The organism is Cohnella phaseoli (assembly GCF_003386235.1).
Lineage (GTDB): Bacteria > Bacillota > Bacilli > Paenibacillales > Paenibacillaceae > Cohnella > Cohnella phaseoli.
The window spans coordinates 1-26941 of record NZ_QRDZ01000053.1; the positions used below are offsets into that span (position 1 = coordinate 1).

19 protein-coding genes and 1 other annotated feature are annotated in these 26941 nt (G+C 55.9%); of the genes, 15 read left to right on the top strand and 4 right to left on the bottom strand.

What is annotated here, in order from left to right; genetic code table 11:
* Positions 1-192: 192 nt before the first annotated feature.
* Positions 193-2253, bottom strand: coding sequence for a transglycosylase domain-containing protein (locus DFP98_RS36825; RefSeq protein ID WP_246017121.1), 2061 nt, complete (start codon positions 2251-2253; stop codon positions 193-195).
* A 223-nt stretch (positions 2254-2476) separates the two neighbouring features.
* Between DFP98_RS36825 and speE the strand changes: the two genes are divergently transcribed.
* Both speE and speB read left to right on the top strand, forming a co-directional pair.
* Positions 2477-3304 (top strand): polyamine aminopropyltransferase, encoded by an 828-nt coding sequence (speE, locus tag DFP98_RS36830; RefSeq protein ID WP_116065662.1) that lies wholly within the window; start codon positions 2477-2479, stop codon positions 3302-3304.
* Positions 3305-3322: 18 nt separating this feature from the next.
* Complete coding sequence (gene speB, locus DFP98_RS36835) at positions 3323-4195, top strand: agmatinase (RefSeq protein ID WP_116065635.1); 873 nt, start codon at positions 3323-3325, stop codon at positions 4193-4195.
* 53 nt (positions 4196-4248) lie between these two features.
* Here speB and argS (DFP98_RS36840) read toward each other — a convergent pair whose 3' ends face one another.
* Positions 4249-5985, bottom strand: a complete 1737-nt coding sequence (gene argS, locus DFP98_RS36840) for an arginine--tRNA ligase (protein WP_425455577.1) — start codon at positions 5983-5985, stop codon at positions 4249-4251.
* Positions 5986-6001: 16 nt separating this feature from the next.
* Positions 6002-6229 (bottom strand) — a binding site (T-box leader).
* A gap of 145 nt (positions 6230-6374) precedes the next feature.
* Here argS (DFP98_RS36840) and DFP98_RS36845 point away from each other — a divergent pair.
* From DFP98_RS36845 to argS (DFP98_RS36865), 5 genes are read left to right on the top strand one after another with little or no spacing between them, the layout of a single operon-like run.
* Complete coding sequence (locus DFP98_RS36845) at positions 6375-8006, top strand: GGDEF domain-containing response regulator (RefSeq protein WP_116065637.1); 1632 nt, start codon at positions 6375-6377, stop codon at positions 8004-8006.
* Between the two features lie 20 nt (positions 8007-8026).
* Positions 8027-8392 (top strand): response regulator transcription factor, encoded by a 366-nt coding sequence (locus DFP98_RS36850; RefSeq protein ID WP_116065638.1) that lies wholly within the window; start codon positions 8027-8029, stop codon positions 8390-8392.
* Positions 8385-11270, top strand: a complete 2886-nt coding sequence (locus DFP98_RS36855; RefSeq protein WP_116065639.1) for an ATP-binding protein — start codon at positions 8385-8387, stop codon at positions 11268-11270. Before DFP98_RS36850 ends, DFP98_RS36855 begins: the two co-directional genes overlap by 8 nt.
* Before the next feature lie 59 nt (positions 11271-11329).
* Entirely contained in the window at positions 11330-11746 is a 417-nt protein-coding gene (locus tag DFP98_RS36860) for a YwiB family protein (protein ID WP_116065640.1), read from the top strand.
* Positions 11747-11750: 4 nt separating this feature from the next.
* Positions 11751-13427 carry an arginine--tRNA ligase gene (gene argS / locus DFP98_RS36865; protein ID WP_116065641.1) on the top strand — a complete coding sequence of 559 codons (1677 nt, stop codon included), beginning with the start codon at positions 11751-11753 and terminating at the stop codon, positions 13425-13427.
* A 3-nt stretch (positions 13428-13430) separates the two neighbouring features.
* On the opposite strand, the gene DFP98_RS36870 is transcribed toward argS (DFP98_RS36865), so the two are convergent.
* On the bottom strand, positions 13431-14573 hold the full coding sequence (locus tag DFP98_RS36870; RefSeq protein WP_246017129.1) for a S8 family peptidase: 1143 nt from the start codon (positions 14571-14573) through the stop codon (positions 13431-13433).
* Between the two features lie 393 nt (positions 14574-14966).
* On the opposite strand from DFP98_RS36870, the gene rpoE reads away from it, so the two are divergent.
* The 7 genes from rpoE (at position 14967) to DFP98_RS36905 (ending at position 23349) form a co-directional block, all read left to right on the top strand.
* The gene (rpoE, locus tag DFP98_RS36875; RefSeq protein ID WP_116065642.1) at positions 14967-15551 is read left to right on the top strand and encodes a DNA-directed RNA polymerase subunit delta; all 585 of its coding nucleotides are present in this window, start codon (positions 14967-14969) and stop codon (positions 15549-15551) included.
* A gap of 275 nt (positions 15552-15826) precedes the next feature.
* A complete protein-coding gene (locus DFP98_RS36880) occupies positions 15827-17431 on the top strand; it encodes a CTP synthase (RefSeq protein ID WP_116065643.1) in 1605 nt (534 codons plus the stop codon).
* 515 nt (positions 17432-17946) lie between these two features.
* Complete coding sequence (locus DFP98_RS36885) at positions 17947-18342, top strand: response regulator (RefSeq protein ID WP_116065644.1); 396 nt, start codon at positions 17947-17949, stop codon at positions 18340-18342.
* A gap of 137 nt (positions 18343-18479) precedes the next feature.
* Positions 18480-19334 carry a class II fructose-1,6-bisphosphate aldolase gene (gene fba / locus DFP98_RS36890; protein WP_116065645.1) on the top strand — a complete coding sequence of 285 codons (855 nt, stop codon included), beginning with the start codon at positions 18480-18482 and terminating at the stop codon, positions 19332-19334.
* A 117-nt stretch (positions 19335-19451) separates the two neighbouring features.
* A complete protein-coding gene (locus DFP98_RS36895; RefSeq protein WP_116065646.1) occupies positions 19452-20702 on the top strand; it encodes a UDP-N-acetylglucosamine 1-carboxyvinyltransferase in 1251 nt (416 codons plus the stop codon).
* 63 nt (positions 20703-20765) lie between these two features.
* Entirely contained in the window at positions 20766-22076 is a 1311-nt protein-coding gene (gene rho, locus DFP98_RS36900) for a transcription termination factor Rho (RefSeq protein WP_116065664.1), read from the top strand.
* A 22-nt stretch (positions 22077-22098) separates the two neighbouring features.
* The gene (locus DFP98_RS36905) at positions 22099-23349 is read left to right on the top strand and encodes a radical SAM family protein (RefSeq protein ID WP_116065647.1); all 1251 of its coding nucleotides are present in this window, start codon (positions 22099-22101) and stop codon (positions 23347-23349) included.
* A gap of 234 nt (positions 23350-23583) precedes the next feature.
* Here DFP98_RS36905 and DFP98_RS36910 read toward each other — a convergent pair whose 3' ends face one another.
* Positions 23584-25146, bottom strand: coding sequence for a DUF4127 family protein (locus DFP98_RS36910; RefSeq protein ID WP_116065648.1), 1563 nt, complete (start codon positions 25144-25146; stop codon positions 23584-23586).
* 389 nt (positions 25147-25535) lie between these two features.
* Between DFP98_RS36910 and DFP98_RS36915 the strand changes: the two genes are divergently transcribed.
* Positions 25536-26894 (top strand): ABC transporter substrate-binding protein, encoded by a 1359-nt coding sequence (locus DFP98_RS36915; RefSeq protein ID WP_116065649.1) that lies wholly within the window; start codon positions 25536-25538, stop codon positions 26892-26894.
* The last annotated feature ends 47 nt before the right edge of the window (positions 26895-26941 follow it).

Genomic DNA, 26941 nt, shown 5'->3' on the forward strand with positions numbered 1-26941 from the left:
CCTTTTTTGGAGAAATGATGGATAACGCGTCATTTCTACAATAAAGGAGCTTTAATGCGTTTGGCTACGAGAAAACAATCATAATATTCCTTATACAGGTAATTATGGAGATCGTTTTTTCATGTTAGGTTTGATGCATGACTAGTGACATTTTTGGCCTTCACCCCTGGCCCGCGCGGAGCACCCGCGACATCAGGAACGCCACCAGCCCCGCAGCTTCCGCCACCAGGAACGGCCCGACTGCTCGTCCCGATTCGGCTTGACTTCGACGGCCGATCCCAGCGGACCGCATGAGCGGAGGGGCTCGGTTCCTTCCAGGAACACCTCGACCGCACCCTCGCCGGGACAGGCGGGGGAAGCGAGCAGGCCGGTTGCCGGATCGATATAGGCGTGAACGACGCCTTCCGGCACGGGAAAGCCCTTCGGAGCGGTTCCCGACAAAGCCGCTTCTGTATATTGGGCGAAGATCGGCGCGGCGCGATGAGCTTCGCCGGACGTAATGGGCCGGCCGCGGTCATAGCCAAGCCATACGGCGGTCGTCAGCTCCGGCGTATAGCCGACGAACCAGGCGTCGGAGTCGGTCGTGCCCGATTTGCCGGCGACGGGACGCTTGATCATGTTTGCGACTCTGCGAGCGGTGCCTCCCCGTTCGAATACGCTTTTCAGCAAATGGGTCGTTACGTAGGCCAGAGCAGGCTCGATGGCTTGTGTCCGTTGCGGATGGCTCTCGTACAGAACCTTGCCCCGGCGATCCTGGACGAGCGTAATCGCGATCGGCTCGACCCGTTCTCCTCCGCCGGCGAAGACGGAGAAGGCGTACGCCATCTCGAAGGGGCTGACCGGGAACGTGCCAAGCGCCAGGGAAGGGACGGCTTTGAGCGGCGAGGCGATGCCTAATTTGCGAGCCATGGAGATGACGGCCTCCGGTCCGGTCTGTACAATCGTATGGACGGCATAGATGTTGTCGGAAGCCGAGATCGCCTGGCGCAGCCCGATATCCGCATGAGCGTATCGTCCGCTATAGTTGCCGGGACGATAAATCTGGCGGCCATGATCGAAGTAGAATAGCGTCGGTTCGCTGCGAAAGCGGGTCGCCGCCGTTATCGTTCGGTTTTCCAGCGCCGCCGCATAGACGATCGGTTTAAATGAAGAGCCAGGCTGCCGCGTGTTCGTGAACACGCGGTTATATTGGTTGGTGCGGAAGCTGCGCCCGCCGACCATCGCTTTAATGTAACCGTTGCGAGGATCGACGGCGATTAGAGCCGCTTGCAATTCCTCGTTAGCTCCTGTCAGCCCCTTCTTGACGGCCGCCTCGGCCATCTGCTGCATGCGCAGATCGAGCGTCGTGCGTATCGTCAGCCCTCCTTCGTTCATCAGCCTCTCGTCGATGCCGAGCCGTTCGACGGCAATCTTCTTGACGTATTCGGCGAAATAAGGGGCCGCCCGTTCCTCCTCCTCCGGCAAAGCGCGGACGGCGACGTTCTCGCGTGCCGCACGATCGGCTTGCAGTTTGGTGATCTGACCGGTTTCGAGCAGGGATTGAAGCACTTTCCGCTGGCGCGCGCGGGAGCTCTTGGGATTCAGATGCGGAGAGTAATAGCGCGGTCCTTTGGGAATGCCGGCGAGCAGGGCGCTTTCGGCGATCGTCAGCTCTTTGGCGGGTTTATTGAAGTAAAGCCGGGAGGCGGCCTCCGCTCCGTATGCCCCGTGCCCGTAATAGATCTGGTTGAGGTACAGCTCCAAAATCTCATCCTTGGTAAAGCTTTGCTCCAACCGGCCTGCATACCAGGCTTCCTTAAGCTTGCGCGTCCACGTCCGTTCATGCGACAAATACAGGTTGCGGGCAAGCTGCTGGGTAAGCGTACTGGCCCCCTGCTCCTTGGACATATGGCGCAGATCCACCCAAGCCGCCCGGGCCAAACCGCGCCAGTCGACTCCCGCATGCTCATAGAAGCGACGATCTTCGACGGCAAGGGTTGCCTTGACCAGCCAGGGAGAGATGTCGGCCAGCTTCGCGGTCGGCCGGTTGACGCCGCCCTTCAGGCTGGCTATCGTCTGTCCGTTGGCGTCCAGGATGCGGGTCGACTGCATCGTCGCGCCGGCCGGTAGCGGGGCGTATTTGAGCAGCAGAAAGCCCGTCGCGGCCAACGCGATCAGCGATAGCAGCGTCATCCATCCGATGCGGCGGCGCAGCTTGCTCCAGCCGGAGACAGGGCGGGACTTCTTCCGATTGTCGGCGGCTTGACGATCCATGGATGAGGCCTCCTTCGACATAAAGGGAATCGTTTCCTTTGTAGTATGGGGAAGGAAGGGGGAGGCTATTCTGCGCGGGGAATATTCCGCAATAGGGCAAACGAACATTAAAATTCCTTATGGAATGATTGCTTTTTGTCGTCGATATTTTATAATACTTCTAGCTTGATACATTAGGCGGTCGGAATTCAGCCCATAGAAAGCAGGGATGCGCATGTCCTCCATGGAGTTGTGGTACACGGAGAAGCAGACCGAAAACTTCGGCATCACAATGAAAATCAAACGAACGATGGTCCATGAGCAGACGGATTTCCAAGAGCTCGCAATGATCGAGACGGAGGAATACGGCAATATGCTCGTGCTCGACGGCATGGTCATGACGACGGAGAAGGACGAATTCGTGTACCATGAGATGGTGGCGCACCCGGCGCTGTTTACGCATCCGAACCCGGAAAATGTGCTCGTTGTCGGCGGTGGCGACGGCGGCGTTATTCGCGAAGTGCTGAAGCATTCGCAAGTGAAGAAGGCGGTGCTCGTCGACATCGACGGCAAAGTCATCGAATACTCGAAGCAATATTTGCCTTCCATCGCGGGCCAGTTGAACGATCCGCGTGTCGAAGTGATCGTTAACGACGGCTTTATGCACATCCACGATCACAGAAATACGTACGACGTCATTATGGTGGATTCGACGGAGCCGGTGGGCCCGGCCGTCAACCTGTTCACCAAAGGCTTCTATCAGGGCATTCACGATGCGCTGAAGGAAGACGGTATTTTCGTTGCACAGACGGACAATCCGTGGTTCAAAGCCGATCTGATCCGCAGCGTTAATCGCGACGTCAAGGAAGTGTTCGATATCGTGCGCGTATACGTTGCGAACATTCCGACCTATCCGAGCGGTCTGTGGACGTTCACGATGGGCAGCAAGAAATACGATCCGCTAGCGGTCGACGAGAGCGGAATTCCCGAGCTCGATACCCAATATTATTCGCCTCGGCTGCACAAGGCGGCGTTCGCGCTGCCGAAGTTTGTCGAGGATCTGACGAAATAAAGGAGAATCGTTCATTTTATGCGCTTAAACCAAGCTTATTCCGGCAATGTATTCATCTGCAGCTCCGACGATTATGCCGCTTCCAAAGCCGTCATTTACGGCATGCCAATGGATTATACCGTCTCTTTCCGTCCCGGCTCCCGATTCGGCCCCGGCCGAATCCGCGAAGCTTCCGTCGGCCTGGAGGAGTACAGCCCCTACCTCGACCGCAGCCTGTACGATCTTGCTTATTTCGATGCGGGAGATCTGCTGCTTCCGTTCGGCAATGCGGCGAAAAGCCTGGACATCATCGGGGAGTATGTTAGCGGCGTGCTAGCAGACGGCAAAATCCCTGTCGGCCTGGGCGGAGAGCATCTTGTCAGCTGGCCGGTCATTCAGGAAGTGTATAAGAAGTATCCGGACCTTGCGATTCTTCACTTCGACGCACATACCGATCTGCGCGAGGACTACGAGGGCGAGCCGCTGTCCCATTCCACCCCGCTGCGCAAAGCGGCGCAGCTGATGGGGCCGTCCAATATCTATCAGTTCGGCATCCGTTCCGGCTCCAAAGAAGACTGGACGTACGCTCAGGAATCCGGCATTCACTTCCACCCGTTCGAAGTGGCCGAGCCGCTCAAGAAAGAGCTTCCTTCCTTGGCCGGACGTCCGGTCTACGTGACGATCGACATCGATGTGCTCGATCCTTCGGCCGCTCCCGGCACGGGAACGACGGAGGCCGGAGGCATCACATCCAAGGAGCTGCTTGAAGCGATCCATGCGATTGCGCGCTCCGGCGTCAATGTTGTCGGCTTCGACCTCGTTGAGGTGGCGCCGATCTACGATCCGACAGAGATGACGCCAATCGTGGCTTCCAAAATGATTCGCGAAATGCTGCTTGGCTTCGTCAAATAAACAGGCGATAAGCCCCCGGCCTACGATTTAAAGTATGGTTCGGGGGCTTGTTTTCACATTTCCGCAGGAGTGTGCATACCCAGCAGCGCTAGTCCGCTTCTTAGAACGGAGGCGACGGCCGAGCTAAGACTCAATTTCGCGAAGATGTCGGCTTCGTCCGCAGCTTCGCTTAATATTTTGCCCGAATTGTAGAAGCGGTTGAAGTCCTTGGCCAGAGCAAGCAAGTATTTCGCCACGACGTAAGGCTCAGCCGTTCGGACGGCATCTTGAATGGCGGCTTCGTAGCGGGAGAGCGTCTTGATGCAGGCCCAGGCCGCCTCCGAGGACAAATGCCGTCCATCGACGGCAAGCCGGCTCCGCAGCTCCACGTAATTTCCTTTGCGCAGCAAGGTCAGGATTCTGGCGTTGGTGTATTGCAGATAAGGCCCCGTTTCGCCTTCAAAGCTGACGGCGTCCTCCAGGTTGAAATCGACGGAGAGCTGCCGATGGTGCTTCAGATCGCCGAAAATAATCGCTCCGACACCAACGGCTTCGGCGACGGCCTCTTTGTTCGCGAGCGCGGGGTTTTTCCCTTCAATGATTTGGAGCGCTCGTTCAACCGCTTCGTCAAGCACTTCGTCGAGCATGACGACTTTGCCTTTGCGCGTAGACATTTTCTTGCCTCCGATGGTGATCAGACCGAAGGGAACGTGCCGGCAATGCGCCGCCCATTCGTGGCCCATTTTGCGCAGCACGGCGAATACCTGTTGGAAGTGCAGGCTCTGCTCCGCTCCCACCACGTACAGGATTTCGTCCGCAAACAGCTCTTCCTTCCGGTAGATTGCGGTGGCGAGGTCGCGAACGGCGTAGATGCTGGAGCCGTCTTTCTTCAGAATCAGGCAGGGAGGCAGAGCTTCCTCCTCGAGTCTGACGATCTGCGCTCCGGCGTCTTCCTCAAGCATGCGGAGCTCTTCGAGATTGCGCACGACGGGGGCGATTTTATCGTTGTAGAAGCTCTCTCCGGCATAGGAGTCGAAGGTCACGCCCAAGCGCTCGTATACGCGATGGAATTCCTTGAGGCTCTCGTCTACGAAATACTGCCACAGCTCCCGCATGGCGGCATCTCCGCGTTCCAGCTTGGCGAAGGCTTCCCTGGCTTCATCCTCCAGCGCCGGGAGCAGCTCGGCCTGCTTGTGGAATTCAACATACAGTCGCAAGCTTTCCTGAATAGGAGCCTGATCGAGCGCTTGTTTGTTGCCCCATTTCCGGTACGCGACGATCAGCTTGCCGAATTGGGTTCCCCAGTCGCCGATATGATTCACGGTGACGACTTCATGTCCGGTAGCGCGGTAAAGCCGGCTCAAGGAGTTGCCGATCATCGTCGAGCGCAAATGGCCGATGCCGAAAGGCTTGGCAATATTGGGAGAGGACATATCGATAACGACGCGTCTGCCGGCGCCCCAATCGGAACGTCCATAGTTTTCATCGAGCGCACGCTTCAGAAGCTGTTCCTTCCAAGAAGCTCCCTGGAAAAAAAGGTTCAGATAACCTCCCGCAACCTCGACGCGCAAGTCGTCGCGGTCGGCGTTGATCCTCTCGGCGATTTTGGCCGCAATCGCCCCGGGAGCTTGCTTTAGCGTCTTGGCGAACGAGAAACAGGGCAGGGAGACGTCGCCCATGTGAGATTCGGGCGGCACCTCCAGTTTGGCGAGCGCCTCTTCGGACGGCAGGTCCAAGTAGGGCGCCAGGATAACGGCTGCTTGCTGCAGTAACATAGCTATTTTCCTCCTTATAGTTTGGATGGACGCCAAAAAGACCCCCGTCTCGTAAAGAGACGGAGGTCGGTTCCGCGGTACCACTCTTCTAGCTTCCCCGCAAGGGAAGCCGCTTCATTAAAAGATAACGGCTTGACGCCGGACGACCCTACTGCCGTGAGGGCGGCGGTTCGGGAAGTCGACTCCCGAGTGCGGTTCCTTCGAATCCTGCGCCGGCTTTCACCGTCCCGGCTCGCTGAGGTCAGGGAAAACGAAGTACTCTCTCGTTCATCGTCGTTAACGATATTTCCGTTTATTATAGCCATTTCGTTGCGGAGTGGCAATCCGTCAAATATTTATGCCGTATGGCCGCCCCATTCACTCTTTTCCCTGGCTTGTCCGATATAGGAGAAAGAGACGGCAGTGCCCTTATCAGGAGGAGTAACGTGAAGAAGTATCAAGACGCTTTGCTAGCCAACATCCGCAAGCAGCTTGAAATATGGTTCGAAACCGGCTCTGCTGTTCCTTACGAGGAGGCGGAGCGATTTTTGCATTCGGTCAAGGGCACGTCCGGCACGATCGGTTTGACTAAGCTTTACAGTGTGTCGGCCGAGCTGCTGGAGCAGATTCGGCTTCGTTCCGATGACGGGCTGTGGGAGCCGGAGGCGCTGCGGGCGTTTCTGATCGGGCTGATTGCCGCTTGCTTCGAGCTTCACCAGGAGCAGGAAACCGTCTATCCGACTTCCGGTTATACCTATTTGGAAGGGGAAGCGCCGGGAAGTCAGCCGCTTATTCTCATTCTAGACGACGACGCGGCGCTGCTCCATTATCTGAAGGAAGAGTTGGAACGCTGCGGCTACTACGTTATTGCTACCGTTAACCCCGCTCTCGCCATTCATTATTTTCACGACCGGGCGCCCGACTGTTTTATTCTGGACTTGATCATTCCCGAGCAGGACGGGTTCCAGGTGATGGAGGCGATCAAAGAGCAGATTCGCAAAAGATATATTCCAACCACTGTCATTAGTATGGACGTCGCTCGCGAAACCCGGCTGAAGGCTATCCGGATGGGAGCGGACGATTTTCTGAACAAGCCGCTCGATATGGAGGAGCTAATCGTGCGGATCGAACGGCAGCTGGCGCGCAAGAAGCAGTTGGACGAGCTGCTGTTTATCGACGAACTGACGGGAGCCTACAATCGCAAATATTTGGACGAGGTTTTCCGGACGCTCTGTCTGGAGGCGCAAAGAAATCAAGAGAGCTTCACGATGGCGGTGCTCGATCTCGATCACTTCAAAAAAATCAACGATCGCTTCGGGCATCTGATCGGCGACCGGGTGCTGGCCGATTTTGTCGCGTTCCTGAAATCGCGCATCAGGTCCTCCGACGTGCTGCTCCGCTATGGCGGAGAAGAGTTTATTCTGCTGTTTCCGGGAATGCGGGAGGGAGAGGTGCGCATACTGCTGGAGCGACTGGGCGAGGAGTTCGGAGCGATCGAGCTTGCGGCGGCGCCGGAGGAGCTTAGAGCGACCTTCTCAGCAGGGGTCATCGAAGTCACCGAGCCCGACCCCGCAAGCTGCCGACGATGGCTCAAGCTTGCGGATCAGGCGCTGTATCTGGCGAAGGAGCTTGGCCGCAACCGGATCGAGACGGCGAATCGCGACGCGCAGTTGACCGCAAGAAGACTGCGCATCGCGCTAATCGACGACGATCCGATCGTGCGCGCGCTGTTGACCGAATATTTGCGGGAAGCCATTCGTCCGGGCAAGGGAGATATTCGCGCCTATCGCTCGGGGGAAGATTTTCAGGGCGACAGCTGGCATCTGGAGAAGGCGCCTTGCATCGTGATTCTGGACGGCATGCTGCCGGGAATGGACGGGCTGGAGGTGCTGGCGTATCTTCGCTCGCTGCCCGATTCGAATCAATACTCCGCGATCATGCTGACCGGACGTTCCGGCAACGACGACATCGTGCGCGCGCTAAAGCTGGGAGCGGACGACTATGTGACGAAGCCGTTCCGGCTGGCGGATCTGCGGACGAGAATCGTTCGGCTGATGCAAAGAATGGATTTCAACTAAGAGAAAAGGCGGTTATCGCTGTGGCCAAATTGCTGGTAGCGGAAGACGAGTCGGCATTGCGCATGCTTCTGTCCGACACGCTGGAGGACGAGGGGTACGAAACGGATCTCGCCTGCGATGGGGAAGAGGCGCTGAATATGATCCTTTCCGGCGCTTACGACCTTGTGATCCTGGATAATATGATGCCGAAGCTTACCGGGTACGAAGTGATCGAGAAGGTTCGCAACCTGCCGGGGAAAGAGCGGGTTAAAATATTGATGTTGACGGCCAAGAGCCAGCAGACGGAGCGGGACAAGGTGCTGCTGGCCGGGGCGGACGATTTTATGTCCAAGCCGTTCAGCCCCTTCGCTCTGGTCGAGAAGATCGGAGAAATGCTGAATGGCTAAACGGTCGGACGGCGATTACAAAAGAAGCATTACCGCGCGCTTCGCGGGTCTGATGCTCGCATTGCTGCTGCTTGTGCTGGCCGGAGCGGGATTTATTTATTGGAGCGACCGTCAGACCGAGAGCGGCTATCGGGAGGCGTATGACCGCTACAAGCTGAAGCAATACCAGATGGAGCAGGCGATGCTGCATTTGAACGCCATATCGGCCCATTCCTTGGCCTATCTGACCGTGCAGGAGGAGCGGGAGTATCGTGCGGCAGTAAACGAAGGAGAACGGCTGGAGCGAATCGTTTCCGAGTTTGCCAGACTGACGATAGACGCGCAGGAGACTGAATTCATCCGTTCGTTAGAGAGTTTCCGCGAGCGGTATTTCGCAAAATGGTTGCCTCAGGCGGCGCTGTTGGCCCGTAATAACGACAAGGAGGCGCTGCGCGGCGCGCTTGCCTCGGAGGAGGGGCGGTCGCTACAGCGACTCGTTCAGGAAACAAAGAAACAGTACGAGATCTATCGGCGGGGTTTGGAGGAGATGAGCGCGCATCTAGCGGATTCCGTGACGAATAGAAGCATTCTGCTAATCGCATACGTCGCGGGAATCGTAACGGTATCTGGCGTAGTCATCCTGCTGGCGGCGAGAAATTTCGGACTGCCGATCAGCAGATTGGCGGCGGGCGCCAAGGAGATTGCCGCTACCGCGGAGCGCTTCCCTCTGAACTCGAAGCACATGGAAGCGCGCAATCTGGCCATCGGTTACACGGACAGGAAGGATGAGATCGGCAGCCTGGCCCGGGCGATGGAATCGATGATGTCCGAGATTCAGAACAAAGCCGAAGATCTGCTGGCCCAGAACGAGGAGCTGCTGGCGCAGCAGGACGAGCTTCATTCCCAGCAGGAGGAATTGACGAAGGCGTTTATCCGAGCGGAAGAGAATGAGGCGCAGTTAAGGAGACGCAACGAATTCGTGGAGGCGCTGGCGAATACGTTGGATCGGGGAGAATTGCTGGGCAGTATCATTCGCAATCTGGCTCTTATTCTGAAGGCCGATAAAGGAATCATCATTCGTCTGACGGCCGATCGGGAGTATGCCGCATTCGGCTTGTCTCAAGAGGCGATTTGCAGATTCGCGGCAACGGCGGACGAAGGCCCGATCGTGCGGGTTAAGGAAAGCCGGGCTCCATACCTGCTTGAGCGTCCCGCCTCGCCCTCCGAGCTGGGATATCACGAACCGTCAAGCGGCTTGCGGGCGTTTGATTTTTACTTGCCGGTATTGAACTCCGACGGTCAGGCGACGGCTTGCATCGTGCTCACTCGGGTCGGATCGCCCTTGTCTGCGGACGAGCAAGCGGAGGCATTGGCCTTCGCCAAGCAAATCTCGATCTCTCTCGACAAGCTGGAGCTGTACGAGAAAGCGGAGCGTCAGCGCCAGATGGTGCAAACGACGCTGGACGCGCTTCATGAAGGGGTGCAGCTGACCGACCGGGAAGGCACGACGGTGCTCGTCAATGCACGTTGGATCGAAATGATGGGGGAGAAGGCCGATCGGAGCTGGAACCCGACGATTGAGCAGTACGGAGCTTATATCCAGCCTTACGTGAAGGACCCCGTTCCGTTTGAACGGTTCATTGCCGACATCGTGGACGGTCAGCACACCGAGGCGAAAAGCATCGTCTACGAATGGAAAGGGTTAGTCAAACGGCATGTGCAGATGTATTACGAACCGCTATACCGGGGCGGCGAAAGAATCGGCACGCTGTTCGTTCATCGCGATGTGACGCAGGAGCGCGAAATGGATCGCGTCAAGTCGGAGTTTGTCAGCACGGTCAGCCATGAATTGCGGACTCCTCTGGCAAGCGTGCTCGGCTTTGCCGAGCTATTGCTGTATAAGGAGCTGGCGCCGGAGCGGCAGAAAAAATACGTGCGCACGATTCATAAGGAAGCTTCGCGGCTGACGGCGCTTATTAACGACTTCTTGGATTTGCAGCGGATGGAATCCGGCAAGCAAACCTACGATTTCCGCCAGGTGAACGTTATGACGCTTGTGCAGGAAGTGATGGAGATGCACCAGGTGGCCTCCTCCGACCATCGCTTCGAATGGCTTCAGCATACGGACGAGACGGAAGTGTATGCGGATGCGGACAAACTGAAGCAGGCGCTGATGAACCTTGTCGGCAATGCCGTAAAATATTCTCCCAACGGCGGCACGGTGACGGCCGTCTGCAGCGAGGAGAACGGGCAGCTCAGAATCGATGTGACCGACCAAGGGCTTGGCATTCCTCCGGAGGCTTTGTCCGGACTGTTCTCCAAGTTTTATCGGGTGGACAATTCGGATCGGCGCGAGATCGGAGGTACGGGTCTGGGTCTGGCGATCGTCAAGGAAATTATGGATGTACATAAGGGCAGAGCTCTCGCCTCGTCCATATACGGGCAAGGCAGCACGTTCTCTCTGTTGCTGCCCTTGCCGGCCAGATCGGTAGCCAGATGGCGTCTGGAAGCGGCGGCAAGCGTGGAACGCGCGGGCGAAGTGTATCTGGTAGAGGACGATTCCGACTTTGCCGATCTACTGGCCGACGAGCTGGAGGCTTCGGGTTACGGAGTCAGCCGTTTCTCCAGCGAAGAGACGGCGCTAAAAGCGCTGGAGCAATATATTCCCGGAGCTATTATTCTCGATCTGGTGCTAGAGCGGGGGACGGACGGCTGGCGGCTGGCGGAACGGCTCAAGCAGGACGAGCGCCTGCGCGATTTGCCGATAATCGTGTCCAGCGCCCTTGAGGAGCAGGAGCGCGCGCGAAGGTTGGGGGTGTCGGAGTATCTGGTTAAGCCTTACTCTCCCGGCAAGCTGGTCGAGGCGCTGAAGCGCGTCATGGCCGATCATTCCATTTGAATTGAACAAGGGTTCTGTATATAGTAGTAACAAGACTATGAGAGCAGGAGAGAGCAGCGATGCCGGACAAGCGAAAAGTGCGGGTCGGGTTTCGAAGCTGGCAGCAGGACGGGGGCGTGCAGAAGTTCGATGTGCCCGGAGAGCTGTTCCGGCTGAAGACGGGATGGGCGCTTACTTACGTCGAGAAGCCGGACGATAACGGAGTGGAAGCCAGCAATACGCTGTTCATTCACTCGAACGGGCTGCAGCTGCGTCGACGTGGTTCGATTTTCTTCGAGCAGCAGTTTCGACGGGGCGAGCTTGCGGCGGGCAAGCTGGAGACGCCTTACGGACTTCATGCCGTGCAGGCGCTCACCTCGCAATTGGACAGCGAACTGTCCGATACCGGCGGCCGAGTGGAATGGTCGTACGAGTTGCATATGCAAGATCAGCAGGTCGGAAGCTTCCGCATCCGGCTCGATATTCGGGAGGAATAGCAAGATGGGCGTATTGGAACAATTGCAATTATCGGTAAAAGAAGCGCTGGCCGACGCTGCGCTGGCGGCAGAATTGGTTGCGGACAAGAGCGAGCTTCCGGCTATCGTGCTGGAGGTTCCCAAGGACAAAGCGCACGGAGACTTGGCCACGAATCTGGCGATGCAGCTGACGAAGATCGCCAAGAAGAACCCGCGGCAGATCGCGGAGGCGATCATCGGGAAGCTGGAGGCGGGACGAGCCTCGATCGAGTCGGCGGAAATCGCCGGGCCGGGCTTTATCAATTTTCGTCTGAACAAGAGCTATCTGTATCCGGTAATCGGAGAAGCGTTGACTCAAGACGGGAAATACGGCCACATCGATGCGGGACAAGGCAAAAGAATTCAAGTGGAGTTCGTCAGCGCGAATCCGACGGGCAGTCTGCATCTCGGCCATGCGCGGGGAGCGGCGGTAGGAGACGCCCTCTGCAACGTGTTGGCCGCGGCCGGTTACGAGGTTACGCGGGAATACTATATTAACGATGCCGGCAATCAGGTCAACAACCTGGCCAAATCGCTTGAAGCGCGTTATCGTCAAGCTCTCGGGCAGGCGGCGGAGATGCCGGAGGACGGGTACTATGGCGAGGATATCGTCGGCTTCGCCAAGGAGCTGGCGGAAGAAAAGGGCGAGCGGCTGTTGAGTTTGTCCGACGAGGAGCGTTTTGCATTCTTCCGCAATTACGGCCTGGACAAGGAACTGGCCAAGATCAAACGCGATCTGGGGCGCTTCGGGGTGCAGTTCGACGAATGGTACAGCGAGACCTCTCTATATGAGTCCGGTAAAGTGATTGAGGTGCTCGACGCGCTGCGTGCCAAGGGCCATGTCTACGAGCAGGACGGCGCGGTATGGCTGGCGTCCATGACCTTCGGCGACGACAAGGATCGCGTGCTCGTGAAGAACGACGGAAGCTATACGTATTTGACGCCGGACGCGGCTTATCATATGGATAAGTACAAACGGGGCTACGATCAGCTCATCAACATCTGGGGCGCGGATCACCACGGTTACATTCCGCGGATGAAAGCGGCGATGGCGGCGATGGGCAACGATCCCGACAAGCTGACTGTCCTGATCGCCCAGATGGTCAGTCTGTTCCAGAACGGCGAGAAAGTCAAAATGTCCAAGCGCACGGGCAAGGCGATTACAATGGAAGACCTTATGGACGAGGTCGGCGTCGACGCGATTCGCTATTTCTTCACGATGCGGAGCATGGATTCCCATCTGGATTTCGACATGGATTTGGCTGTGTCGAAATCCAACGAAAATCCCGTGTTCTACGTGCAGTATGCGCATGCGAGAATTTGCAGCATTTTCCGTCAAGCCGAGGAGCAGGGAGTTGCGGTTCAGACATGGCAGGAGGTTGACTTGACCCGCCTGTCCTCCGAGCATGAGTTTGACCTGCTGCGGAAGATCGGAGAGCTTCCGGAGACGATCGCGGAGGCCGCAAAAATCTATGCGCCTCACGCGATTATCCGTTACGTCTACGAGCTGGCCTCCCAGTTCCACAGCTACTATAAGGCGGAACGGGTTATTACCGAGGATGCGGAGCAGAGCCAGGCGCGGCTGCAGCTGCTTGCCGCCATTCGGATTACGATCGCCAATGCCTTGAAGCTCGTCGGCGTATCCGCACCTGACAAAATGTAAAGCTCACAATTGATCCGCCGCGCTCAAAATGCGCGTTACGTTAAGCTCCCCGGCCGTCCGGGGAGCTTTGGCGTTTCTCAGGGGCACGGCGGCGTTCTTCACGATCGACTTGATCTGGCTTGGGGGAAGTCCCGGTCGCAGCGACAGCAGCAAGGCGATTGCTCCGGTTACGTGCGACGTGGCCATCGATGTTCCGCTCATCTCGCGATGTTTGCCTCTTAGCCAGGAGGACATGATTCGGTCTCCGGGGGCGAAAATATCGATGAGCGAGTTGCGATTCGTGAATTTCGCGATCCGTCCGGTCCGATTGGTCGCCCCGACGGCGATCGTCCGGCTGAAGCCTGCGGGATAGTCGATTTCTCCAATCCGACCTTCGTTGCCGGAGGAAGCGACGATCAACACGCCCGAATGGTAGGCGTAATTAACGGCGCTTAACAGAGAGCGGCTTCTCGTGCGCATGCCGAAGCTCATATTGACCACATCCATATGGTTGCGAACGCACCATTCGATGCCAAGGACGATGTCGGAGACAAAGGCGGTTCCATTGTGATCGAAGGCTTTGACCGGATAGATCATCGATCGCGGAGCGACGCCGATCATCCCTTGAAGCTCATTGGCGGCGGCGATCGTTCCGGCAATGTGCGTGCCGTGGCCGTTGTCGTCCTGCGGCAGCGACATCCGACTCAGCAGATTGATGCCGCGTTCGAGCGAATGCTTCAAATCCGGATGGCCGTAATCGACGCCGGTATCGATCACGCCGACCTTGACTCGGTAGCCGGTCGTCTTTCCCCATGCTTGCGGCGCTTGAATGCGGCGTACGCCCCAAGGAATGCCTTTATCGGTGACGATTGCGCCTTTGGACAGAGCCGACGCTCTAACGGGCGCATCGATTTCCCAAACCGCCTTGTCCCCGAGCGCTAAGATGATTTGGGCTGCTTCCTTCGCGGGACAAGAGACCGCCTGAATGAGCGGGAGAGGCCGAATATCTCGATCCGCTGCCTCCTCGCGAAGCTCGCCCGACCTCCCCTCCAGAAGGAAACGCTCGAAATCGCGGCTATCCAGGAAGCGGACGATGTATCTTTGGTCATCGATTGTCGGCGGGCCGGGGAATGCGCAGATTTCGTTCGCGATTTCGCTTCGATTCAAGGCGGCATCCCTCCCGGAACGAGTGTGCAGGAAAGGGCGGCGCGGAGCCGCGCTTCTCTGCCGTGTTCTCTACTGTATGAAGAACCGGAGGCAAAAGCTTGGGAATGCGTCCTTTTTAACGGGAAATAGGCGGCGTTCCGTGTCATTTTCGCCTCGGCGACATAGGATGAATGGAGAGTTTCCCGGTGAGACTCTTGGTCATGCCGGTTCCTCCGCCCGCGGAGAGGCCGGAAAGGATACAGTCGAAAAGCGAAGGCGCTGTCCGTTGAGGACACGCCTTCGCTTTTTCGTTCCGGTGACTTGCAATTTTAGACGAAATACGGTTTACTAAAGGTTGACAAATTAACGTGAAGGTTTATATACCGGTTCACATACAGAGAGGATGGAAGTCGCGTGAGCGCCGAATACGTGCTGAAAATCGACTCCGAGAAAATCCGCGAGATGCCGATGGTCGATCTGGCTTATGAGCTGTTGAAGACAGCGAATACCCCGTTTTACTATCGCGATCTGATGATGGAAATCGCCAAGCTGCGCGGATTGTCCCAGGAGCAAATCACCGAGGTAATTGCCCAACTGTACACGGAGATCAATATCGACGGAAGATTTGCTTGCGTAGGCGGCAACGTCTGGGGACTTAAACGCTGGTATCCAGTCGAGCGCTCCGACGAGCAGATGGGCGGAACGAAGCGTCCTCGCATCATTAACGACGATGACGACGAGGATGACGACGATCTGTACGGCGAAGAAGAGGATGTCGCAACCGGGGACGAAGAAAGCTACGATCTGTTCGACGAGGATCAAGATGGCGTGTTCGAGGAAGGCGAAGAAGCCGCCGAAGCCGACGACGAGGTCGTGCTTGAGGACGACGAGGAAGCCGAGATCGACGAAGAGCTTGAATCCGAGGACGAGGATGACGATTTCGAAGCCGACGACGAGGAAGCCGCGGACGACGATAACGACGAAGAAGACGAAGATTGACGGGGGCGCCGCAGGGCGCAAGCGCCGTGAATTCGGGGCTTCTCCATTCGTGCAGAATGGGGAAGCCGTTCTACTTGACACCGCCCATTCCAGAAGTTAAACTAAGGCTTGGGCTTTAGAAGCGCGGTTTTTTATAGGGTTGGTTTTAGGAAAAGTGCCCCCATTTATTGGGCGTCACTTTTTTTATTTTTTCCCCGGATTGCAAGGGAAAATCAGTTTCAGGCAAAGCTAATTGAGAATGCCGCATCAGCAGGCAGCGGGAGGTTTCGGACAGGGTGACCAAATATATTTTCGTAACGGGGGGCGTCGTCTCTTCGCTCGGCAAAGGAATAACGGCTGCATCGTTGGGACGGCTGCTTAAAAATCGAGGGCTTAAAGTAACCATCCAAAAGTTCGATCCGTACATCAACGTTGACCCGGGGACGATGAGCCCCTATCAGCACGGTGAAGTGTTCGTGACCGACGACGGAGCGGAGACCGATCTGGATCTCGGCCACTACGAGCGATTTATCGATATTAATCTATCGAAGAACAGCAACGTGACGACGGGCAAGATTTATTCGACTGTCATCAGCAAGGAGCGTCGCGGAGAATATCTCGGCGGCACAGTGCAGGTCATTCCGCACATTACGAACGAGATCAAGGATCGCGTCTTCCGCGCAGGCAAGGAAGCGGGCTCGGACGTCGTTATTACGGAGATCGGCGGCACGGTCGGAGACATCGAGAGCTTGCCGTTCCTCGAAGCAATTCGCCAAATCAAGAGCGATATCGGGCGGGACAACGTGATGTATATTCACGTGACGCTCATTCCTTATATTAAAGCTGCCGGAGAGGTCAAGACGAAGCCGACTCAGCACAGCGTCAAGGAGCTGCGCAGCATCGGCATCCAGCCGAACGTCATCGTCTGCCGTACGGAATATCCGCTGGCCGAAGATTTGAAACGCAAGATCGCGTCCCTCTGCGACATTGACGCCAATGCGGTTGTCGAATGCCGCGACGCTTCGACGTTGTACGAGGTTCCGCTTAACCTGCGCAACGAAGGGCTGGACGACTATGTCGTTAAGCATTTGAACCTGCAAGTCGGCGCTCCGGATATGACGGAGTGGGAAGCGCTCGTGAACCGCGTGAAGTCGCTTAAGAAGACGACGGAGATTGCGATCGTGGGCAAATACGTCGCGCTTCACGATGCATACTTAAGCATCGTGGAATCGCTGGCGCATGCCGGCATCGACGCCGACTCCGAAGTGAACATCCGCTGGGTCAACGCCGAAGAGATAGAACCGGGCAACGTGGAAGAGATGCTGGGCGGCGTGCACGGCATTCTTGTTCCGGGCGGATTCGGAGATCGCGGTATCGAAGGAAAAATCACCGCGATCCGGTATGCGAGAGAGAGCGGAATTCCGTTCTTCGGCATTTGCCTCGGCATGCAGGTGGCCGTCATCGAATACGCTCGTCATATGGCCGGCTTGGACGGCGCGAACAGCTCCGAGATTCATCCGGCGACCCCGTATCCGGTCATCGATCTGCTGCCAGAGCAGAAGGATATCGAAGATCTCGGCGGCACGATGCGTCTCGGCCTCTATCCTTGCAAGCTGGCTCCGGGAAGCCTGGCTGCGCAATGCTACGGGGACGAGCTTGTCTACGAGCGCCATCGCCACCGGTACGAGTTCAACAACGAGTATCGCGAGCGCATCGAGTCGACCGGCCTGCGCATCTCGGGCACTTCGCCGGACGGACGTCTTGTGGAGATGGTCGAGCTTCCGGGCCATCCATGGTTCTTGGCCGTGCAGTTCCATCCGGAGTTCACCTCGCGTCCGAACCGTCCGCAGCCGCTGTTCCGCGAATTCGTGAAAGCGGCGTTGAAGCGTTCCGAGGCTTAATTCGGACACTAGCGAAGATCGTTTCGGCATTGCCGGGACGGTCTTTTTTTCATGAACAACATAAGGCGGAAAGTCCGCACTAATTTTGTCGAATGGCGGGAAATGGGAGGAATAGAGCGGGATATCCGCTTTATTTTCACCAAAATGGTGAATGGCGGAAAATGGGGCGGAAAATCCTCTTTATTTTCTCCAAAAGGGGTCAATCGGGGGAAATAGGGCGGGACATCCGCTTTAGAAAGCCGGAAACCGTCTACTGAGGAATGCCCGCTTAAAATCTACAAGGCGTAAACTCCCTCTCTATTAATCTGGGCAGCGACTGCGATTGACACTGGAAACCTCAATCAAGGTTGACTATTAGAACGTTTCAGATAATCATTTTGTGAAGGAATAACAAGAACGGCGAAATGTCAATCATGGATATTTGAAGCATTGTACATTTTTTTACATGGAAACAGAAGGAATTTCCGCTAGCGGTCACGAATAAGGCTACAAAGGCGATTCGGAGGGATGAGCTCTTGGACAAGAAAAGACTGCTGATTGTTGACGATCAAGTCGGTATCCGCATTTTGTTGTTGGAGGTTTTCGCTACCGAGGGCTATGATACCTTTCAAGCGGCGAACGGAAGAGCGGCGTTGGATATCGTGCGCACGAACCGCCCTGACCTCGTCCTGCTTGATATGAAGATCCCCGGGATGGACGGGCTTGAAATTCTCAAGCAGATTAAGGAGTATGACCGAGACATTAAAGTCATCATGATGACCGCATACGGAGAGTTGGACATGATCAAGGAGGCGACGGATCTGGGCGCGCTAATGCATTTCACGAAGCCGTTCGACATCGACGAGATGAGATTGGCCGTCAATATGCAACTCGGACACGGTTCGTCTTCGCAGTTCGCAACAGGCACTTAATTCGGCGGGGGGTCGCAACTAAGGATAAACCTGGAAACGTGAGTTCGGTTTACTTCGCAAAGTTATTTTGTGTTATAATAACGCAGTATGTACGATGCGTGAGAAATCGAATGAAACTGCAGGAGGAATATTACACTATGCCATTAGTATCCATGTCCGAATTTCTGCCTCAAGCCAAAGCGGGTAAGTATGCCATCGGTCAATTCAACATGAATAACCTGGAGTTTGCCCAAGCGATCACCGACGCTGCGATCGAGGAAAACTCCCCGTTCATTTTTGGCGTTAGCGAAGGCGCTCTTAAGTACATGGGAATGGAATACACCGTTGCGATCGCTAAAGCGGCCGCCGAGAAATCCGGTCTTCCGATCGCGCTGCACTTGGACCACGGCAGCAACTTCGATATCGCAATGAAATGTATCCGCGCAGGATTCTCTTCCGTTATGTTCGACGGTTCGCACCACTCGTTCGAGGATAACATCCGTTTGACCAAGGAAGTCGTTAAAGCCGCTCATGCGATGGGCGTATCCGTCGAAGGCGAGCTGGGCACGATCGGCGGCGTCGAGGACGATCTTAGCGTAGACGAGGCTGACGCGAAGTTGGCCAAGCCGGAAGAAGCGATCCGTTTCTACGAAGAGACGGGCGTTGACTGCCTGGCAATCGCAGTAGGTACGGCTCACGGCATGTACAAGGGCGAAGTGAAAATTCACTTCGATATCATTAAAGAAGTCGTAGCTAAAATTCCGGTTCCAGTCGTGCTTCACGGCGGCTCCGGCGTTCCGGACGATATGATTCGCGAAGCGATTCAATCCGGAGCAGGCAAGATCAACGTAAATACCGAGAACCAAGTCGCTTGCACGGCTGCTATTCGCGACGTCCTTGGAAAGAATGACAGCGTAATCGACCCTCGCAAATACTTGACTCCTGCCCGCGACGCGATGAAAGCCGTCGTACGTGAGAAAATCCGCCTGTTCGGAAGCAGCAACAAAGCTTAATTTATATCGCATCCTATTATCGAATTTCAACGCGGGAAAACGTCATGGGGCGTTTTCCCGTTCCTTCATGTGCCGAGGGTTCCCCTCGGCAACACCACGAGGAGGAAGACGGCATTCATGGATAAATTGATGGTCCGCGGAGGCCGGCCGCTCAGAGGAACGGTCGGCATCAGCGGCGCGAAGAATAGCGCCGTCGCCCTTATTCCCGCAGCGATATTGGCAGAGTCGGAAGTGAGATTGGACAATCTTCCGCAGCTTAGCGACGTAGCGGTCTATGCGGAGCTTCTTGAGCAGCTCGGCGGCAAGGTGACTTGGCAAGAAGATACGATGACGATCGACCCGTCAGGCATGAGCTCGGTTCCTATGCCTAACGGCAGAGTTAAATTGTTAAGAGCATCTTATTATTTAATGGGGGCTTTGTTAGGGAGATTCGGAGAAGCGACGATCGGCTTGCCGGGAGGCTGCAATTTCGAGCCGCGCCCGATCGATCAGCATATTAAAGGTTTCGAGGCGCTTGGCGCCGAAGTGACGAACGACCACGGCTCGATTCGGATTAGAGCCAAGGAATTAAGAGGGGCCAAAATCTATCTCGACGTCGTCAGCGTCGGAGCAACGATCAACATCATGCTGGCAGCTTCTCGCGCCAAAGGCCTCACTCTGATCGAGAACGCTGCGAAGGAGCCGGAGATTATCGACGTGGCGACGCTGCTCAACGCCATGGGGGCAAAGATCAAAGGCGCAGGCACGGAAACGATTCGCATTGAGGGCGTTAGCGAGATGCACGGCTGCCGCCATTCGATTATCCCCGATCGCATTCAAGCCGGAACCTATATGATAGCCGCTGCGGCGACCCGCGGCGACGTCCTTATCGATAATATTATTCCGAAGCATCTGGAAGCGATAACCGCCAAGCTGCAGGAGATGGGCGTACATGTGTACGAGATGGACGAAGCGATTCGCGTTGTCGGACAATCCCTCTACGAAGCGGTGGACGTGAAGGCTCTCGTCTATCCCGGCTTCGCCACCGATCTGCAATCCCCGATGACGAGCTTGCTTACGCAGGCCCGCGGAGTCAGTGTGTTATCCGATTATGTGTACAACAACCGGTTTAAGCATGTTCCCGAGCTGGCGCGAATGGGTGCGCAAATTCGGGTGGAAGGCCGATCCGCCATCATCGAGGGCGGCCCGCTGAACGCGGCCAAAGTTAAAGCTGCGGACCTTCGCGCCGGCGCAGCGCTTGTCGTAGCCGCGCTGACGGTCGAAGAGGGGACGACGGAGATTAGCGGCGTTGAATATATCGATCGCGGATACGAGCGCCTCGTCACACAGCTCAGCAATCTGGGCGCGGAAGTATGGAGAGACGGATAGTTTGTCGCTTGCGTCGAATATTATTTTAATTCACAAAAAGTAGGGATTCCATTGACCGATCTGATGATGGGCGATTTGGAAGGACTTAAGCTGACCGAGCTGTACAAGCTTGCGAAGCAGCACCAGATCAATAACTATGCCCAGATGAAAAAAAGAGAATTGATTATCGCGATTTTGCGAGCGCAGGCGGAACGAAGCGGCCTGATGTACATGGAAGGCGTGCTGGACGTTCTGCCCGAAGGCTTCGGGTTCCTGAGGCCGATCAATTACTTGCCGAGTCCGGAGGACATCTACATCTCCGCCTCGCAAATTCGTAAATTCGATTTGCGCACTGGGGATCTCGTATCCGGCAAGTGCCGGGCTCCGAAGGAAAACGAACGTTATTTCGGCCTTCTGCAAGTGAACGCCGTCAACGGTATCGCTCCGGAGACCGCCGCGGAACGGCTGCATTTTCCCGCACTCACCCCGCTCTACCCGCAGAAGAAAATCAAGCTCGAAACGTCTCCCACCCAACTGTCCACTCGCATTATGGATCTCGTTGCACCTGTCGGATTGGGCCAGCGCGGCTTGATCGTCGCTCAGCCTAAAGCGGGCAAAACGTTGCTGCTGAAGGAAATCGCCAACAGCATCGCTACGAATCATCCCGAGATCGACCTGTTCGTTCTGCTGATCGACGAGCGTCCGGAAGAAGTGACGGATATGCAGCGTTCGGTCAAAGGCGAGGTCATCGCATCCACATTCGACGAGGTGCCGGAGAACCATATCAAGGTTGCGGAGCTTGTGCTTGAACGCGCGCTGCGTCTGGTAGAGCACAAGAGGGACGTTGTAATTTTGATGGACAGTATTACGCGTCTGGCGCGGGCTTACAACCTGGTCGTTCCTCCGTCGGGACGCACGTTGTCGGGAGGTATCGATCCGGCGTCTTTCCACCGGCCGAAGCGCTTCTTCGGATCGGCGCGGAATATCGAGGAAGGCGGCAGCCTGACGATTCTGGCTACTGCTCTCGTGGAGACCGGCTCGCGTATGGACGATATTATTTACGAGGAATTCAAAGGCACCGGCAACATGGAGCTTCATCTAGATCGCAAGCTTTCCGAACGCCGAATTTTCCCGGCTCTCGATATCCGCCGTTCGGGGACGAGGCGGGAGGAGCTGCTGCTTGACAAGGAGGCGCTCGACAAGCTGTGGGCGATCCGCAAGAGTATGAACGATTCCATGGAATATGTGGAGGGCTTCCTGAAGAAGCTGGCCAACACGAAGACGAATCAGGAGTTTCTCGATATGTTGGACGTCAACGCGCCTGCGAGCGCGCCAAGCTCTTCAAGCCACTCTTCAAGCACCGGCGGGCGCCGGCCTCCCCGGAGCAGCACCTGAGTCTCGAAGGAGAGGTTAAGCGATGCACCTGGTATATGCAGACGAACAAGGCAACGTATTCGATCATCCCGAGCTGTACGGCGTAGCCCGCAGCGGCGACAACCTCGTCGAGCTTCTCGAAGACGAGCTCATTCCGCTTCCTGCGGGAGCGACGCTTGTGGGCTTGCCTCACACAAGGGCTATCGGCATGGACCCGGACAGCGGCAGAATGCAGCTTCTTCCCGGCAATTATCAAGCGGTAGGGGCGCTGCTTCCGCAAGGTTTTACGCGATTTTATGTGCCGGGCTACTCGAAGACGGACAAATCGCAGAAATTCCCGCTGTTCGGCTACACTGCGGTCGTCTGGAAGGACGGCGGTTTCTATGTGGCGGCGGGGCAGACCGACGACCCGGAGCCGTGGAATCCCGAGAACTGCGATCGCAACGAGCTTAAGCTTGAAGTCGACCGGCTGCTTGGGACGTATCCGGACAACCGGCTATACAAGCATCTGTCTCACTGCGCGCTGGAATACGAATGCCTCACCGCATCCAATACATTCCTGCAGCGTCTGGAAGGCGCCGTTCCCGTGTCGTTCTCATGCAACGCGGGCTGCTACGGTTGCATTTCCGAGCAACCGGACGACAGCGGCTTCGTCGCTCCGCAGACGCGATTGAAGTTCCGGCCGGAAGCGGATGAAGTCGTCGACATTATGCTGGAGCACTTGAAGACGCCGCAATCGATTATCAGCTTCGGTCAAGGCTGTGAAGGCGAGCCTTCAACCCAGGCCAAGACGATCATCGAAGCCATCAAGCGCGTGCGCGAGCAGACGTCGCTCGGCTACATCAATATCAACACGAACGCGGGGCTGTCCGATCACCTGCGGGCAATTACCGACGCGGGCCTGGATTTGATGCGCGTGAGTACGATCAGCGCGCTCGACGACCATTACAACGCGTACTACAAACCTCGGGGCTACACCCTCAAGAACGTGGAGAAGTCGCTTCGGTACGCGGCGGACAAGGGCGTGTATACGTCGATCAACTACTTGATCTTTCCGGGCGTAACGGATCGCGAGGAAGAGATTGAGGCGATGATCGACTTTGCGCGGCGGACCGGCTTGAAGCTGATCCAGATGCGCAATCTGAACATCGACCCGGACGCTTATCTTGAGCTTATCCCGCCAGCTCAGGGGGAGATCTACGGCATGAAAACACTGCTGGAAATCTATAAGCAGGAGCTGCCGGACGTCGTGATCGGATCGTATACGCACGTGCCCCCGGTTGCTCGTCCATAGCCGACAAGGCTATCCCGTAAGCACTTCAGGCTGCTTGAAGATTTTATCGATGAACAAGGTAAAGGGGTATGTACCTCCTGCCGATGCTATACACTCCTGAATCCTGAATGGGGAAACCCGACACCGGATAATTTCAGTAGCGTATGAAGCGTCTACGGGAGGCAACATACCCCTTCTTTGTCTATCGAGCATTTCAACACAACTCTATCTATGGGACATCCCCAATTTCTCGCCTTATCCTTCCTCCGCTTCAATCCTTTGCAGCTTGAAGTCAAGCTCGAACATGCGATTCCAAGGAAGTCGAATCTCAGTCAGCCGGTAACGGTCCAGCTGAAAATCCGCCAGGCGGTTGCGGATAAACTCGTCCAGCTTCGTGCGGATTAATTCGTAAACCTGCTCGCGAATGTGATCGATGCTGAAATACTCCCCGCCAAGCTCAGGTAAATCGTTGGCGACGATATCCCCGCGGACGAGCGACTGATATCCCCAATCTTCGATCAGACGACAGAGCAAAAATTCCCTCTCAAGAGACTTTCGCTCAGGAGCTTGCTCCTCTTTACGATAATAAGAAGCTACGATCGCATGCGCGATAACCGTTCCGAGGGAGTTGCCGGATGTGTTCCACGCCGCATAGGCGGAGAGAGCGGGCAGGAGTCCGGAATCCTCCAACAGGTTCATAAGAACCGTGTCGGCGCCATTGCATACGGCTACGTCCGCGAGCGCGATCAATTTGTTTTTGCTCGAATACATCCGGATGGCCTGGGCGAACTCGCGGTAATTGATTTCGGAAAAATAAGTGCGGTGGCGCTCTCCGAACGGTATTCCCGTTTCCGCCATTTCATGCTGGCCGATCGCGGCCGAATGGACCATAAGCACGACGTCGGCATCCGCCGAGCTGTCGCCGATGCAAGCGCCGGCTGCTGTCAGGTGGCACTTGATGCTCTCGCCGAGAGAGCGATCCTCGTATTTGGGGATAACGGCCGGTCCGTGAATAGAGGAGTAGCGGACGAACACTTCCGGACGATACTGCTTGATCTCGCAGAAGACGCGAGTGAACAAAGTACAGCCGATCTCGTCGGCGCCAGGGTAAATATGAACGCGGTCCATCAGCCGGTTTGCTTCCACGGAGTGAAGCAGCTTCCTCTGCTCCAAGGCGGTAAAACCGTATCTGGAGTTGTCATCCAAGGGGATGATCAGAAAATCGATCGTTCCCTGCTGCGCATATCGGACAGCGGCTTCGTTAAGCGCCGCATTCGTTCGCCGCCTGTCGAGGAGATCGTGAAGCGCGTCGTGGGGCAAACGGGTCTGGAGCCGGCTCCACTCCTCGGTTTCTTCCGGTGTGAGCGTCTCTCGTTCCATTTTGTCGGACAGCCAGCCGTATTTATGCAGATCCGCGCCGTGCTCGGCATAATAATCCGGCTCTTCTTCGCTGCTATTGTACGCCGGGGCGCGGGTAATCAGGTTAAAGCCGTATATTCGCAGGCGCGGATTGGCCGATTTCAGATTTTTCAGGACAGCCAGCCGACGGAGGCATTCTTGTTCGTCGAGCCGATGCAGCCTGGACGGAACAATCCCGCCGTAAACAAGCATGTCGATGGAAAGGATCGCATAGTCGGCTCCCTCCGTTTCCTTAAGTAGCCATTCGGCGATCCGCTCGTGATTGGCTGCCTGTTTTTTATTTCCAAGCGCTGAAACGGGCGGGACGACAAACCGTACGTCGGTCATGGCGGCGATCTGTGCCGGGAACAAAGCGTTGCAAGGGCGTTCGTCGAGCGGAAGGTAAACGATAGTGGTCATAAAGAGCCTCCTTTTTCGAATCTTTTTCTATCATACAGCATAAATAGGAGGATATATCCGACTTTTAGTAAAAAATAAAATAAATATTCCAAATCCAAATGATTCCTGTTATGATGTTGATAAAACAGCCAGTCGCTGTTTAAAATAGTATGTTTATCCAAGAGAGGTGGCAAAGAGTTTAGAGGGTGGTTTGGCACGCTTTTATCGGGACGATATATCCAACTATTCGACTCTTCATAAAAAATATATCCTTCATAAAAGCGGGCGATGAATCAGATTCTTCGCGACAACGGGGGTGATGCTGCCGAAAGTAAAATGTAAACGGTTTCTCGGGGGCTGGGAAGCAAATCAGGTTTGACCAAGAAAGTAAACCAATCGGAGGGTTGAGCATGAATAAGAAGGGTTTGCAAAAGTTGGGCACAGGATTTCTTACCGCGACCATAGCGATCAGTCTGTCGTTAACGGGCTGCTCCACGAACAACGGCGGATCGTCGGAACCTTCGAAATCGGCGGGAGGAGCTTCCTCGCAACCGGCAAGCGAGTCGCCAAAGTCGGAAAACAAAGAAAGATCCGAGGTTTCGTTCTGGTACTTGTGGACCGGGGCGGAAGGAGAAGCGATGGAAAAGCTGATTGCTGAATTCAACGGCAGTCAAGATCAATATACGGTCAAAGGTTTATCCGTGCCGGATATGCAGAAGATCATCGTCGCGCTATCCAGCGGCAGCGGACCGGACGTGACGGACAACTTTAGCTCTAACACGGCGTCCTACGCGGAGAAGGGCATTCTCGAACCGCTCGATGAATACATCGCGCGCGATAATTACGATATTTCCGATTTTGTGCCCGCCGTCCTGGATAGTTCTAAATACGACGGAAAACTGTATGCGCTTCCAAGCAACGTATCTTTCAATATGATGTTCTACAACAAGAAGCTGTTTGCCGAAGCCGGTATCGCCAACCCTCCCAAGACAGACGAAGAGCTGCTCGAATTTGCGGTCAAGCTGACTCAGGTTAATACCGACAAGACGATTAAAGTGCTCGGGTTCCCGGACTATCCGTTCGTTTATTATCCGAATTCGATGACTTACGCAATGGGCGGCGATTATATTTCCGCCGATGGCAAGCTGACTCCCAACAATCCGGGAACGTTGACAGCGCTTAAGCTGATCCAATCCTACCGGGAGCAGTTCGGTCAAGACAATATCGCGAAGTTCAGCTCGTCCGCCAAATATATGGATGCGACCGATCCGTTTATGACAGGCAATCAGGCGATCCGTTTCGACGGACCGTGGTTCGGACATATCGTGAAAAATGTGCTCAAAATTACGGATCTCGATTACGGCGTTGCGCCGCTTCCGGCACCGGCGGGCAAGCCTGAATTGGCGGGCGGGGGAGAAGTCAGCAGCTCGACCTTCTTCATTGCCAAGAGCGCCAAAAACAAAGAAGGCGCATGGGCGTTCTTGAGCTGGCTGATGTCCAAGGAGACGATGGTGAAGATGAACAAGGATTTCGGAAGCTTGCCGGCCAGATCCTCGCTCTATGACGACCCGTCACTGCAGAGCATACCGGATTTCCAAGCGTTCGCCGAAGCGGCCAAGAGTCCGAATTTAAAATCGTTCCCGGCCATCTCGGTGCAGGCGGAATACAACAAGGTGATTGCGGATGAATTCGAGCTTGCGGCCAACGGCAAGAAATCGGCGGAAGACGCACTGAAGGCGGCGGAAGAGAAGAGCCAGAAGCTGCAATAACGGGACCGGGTCCCATGGAGAATCCTACTCTCTGGAGCTGAGGAATT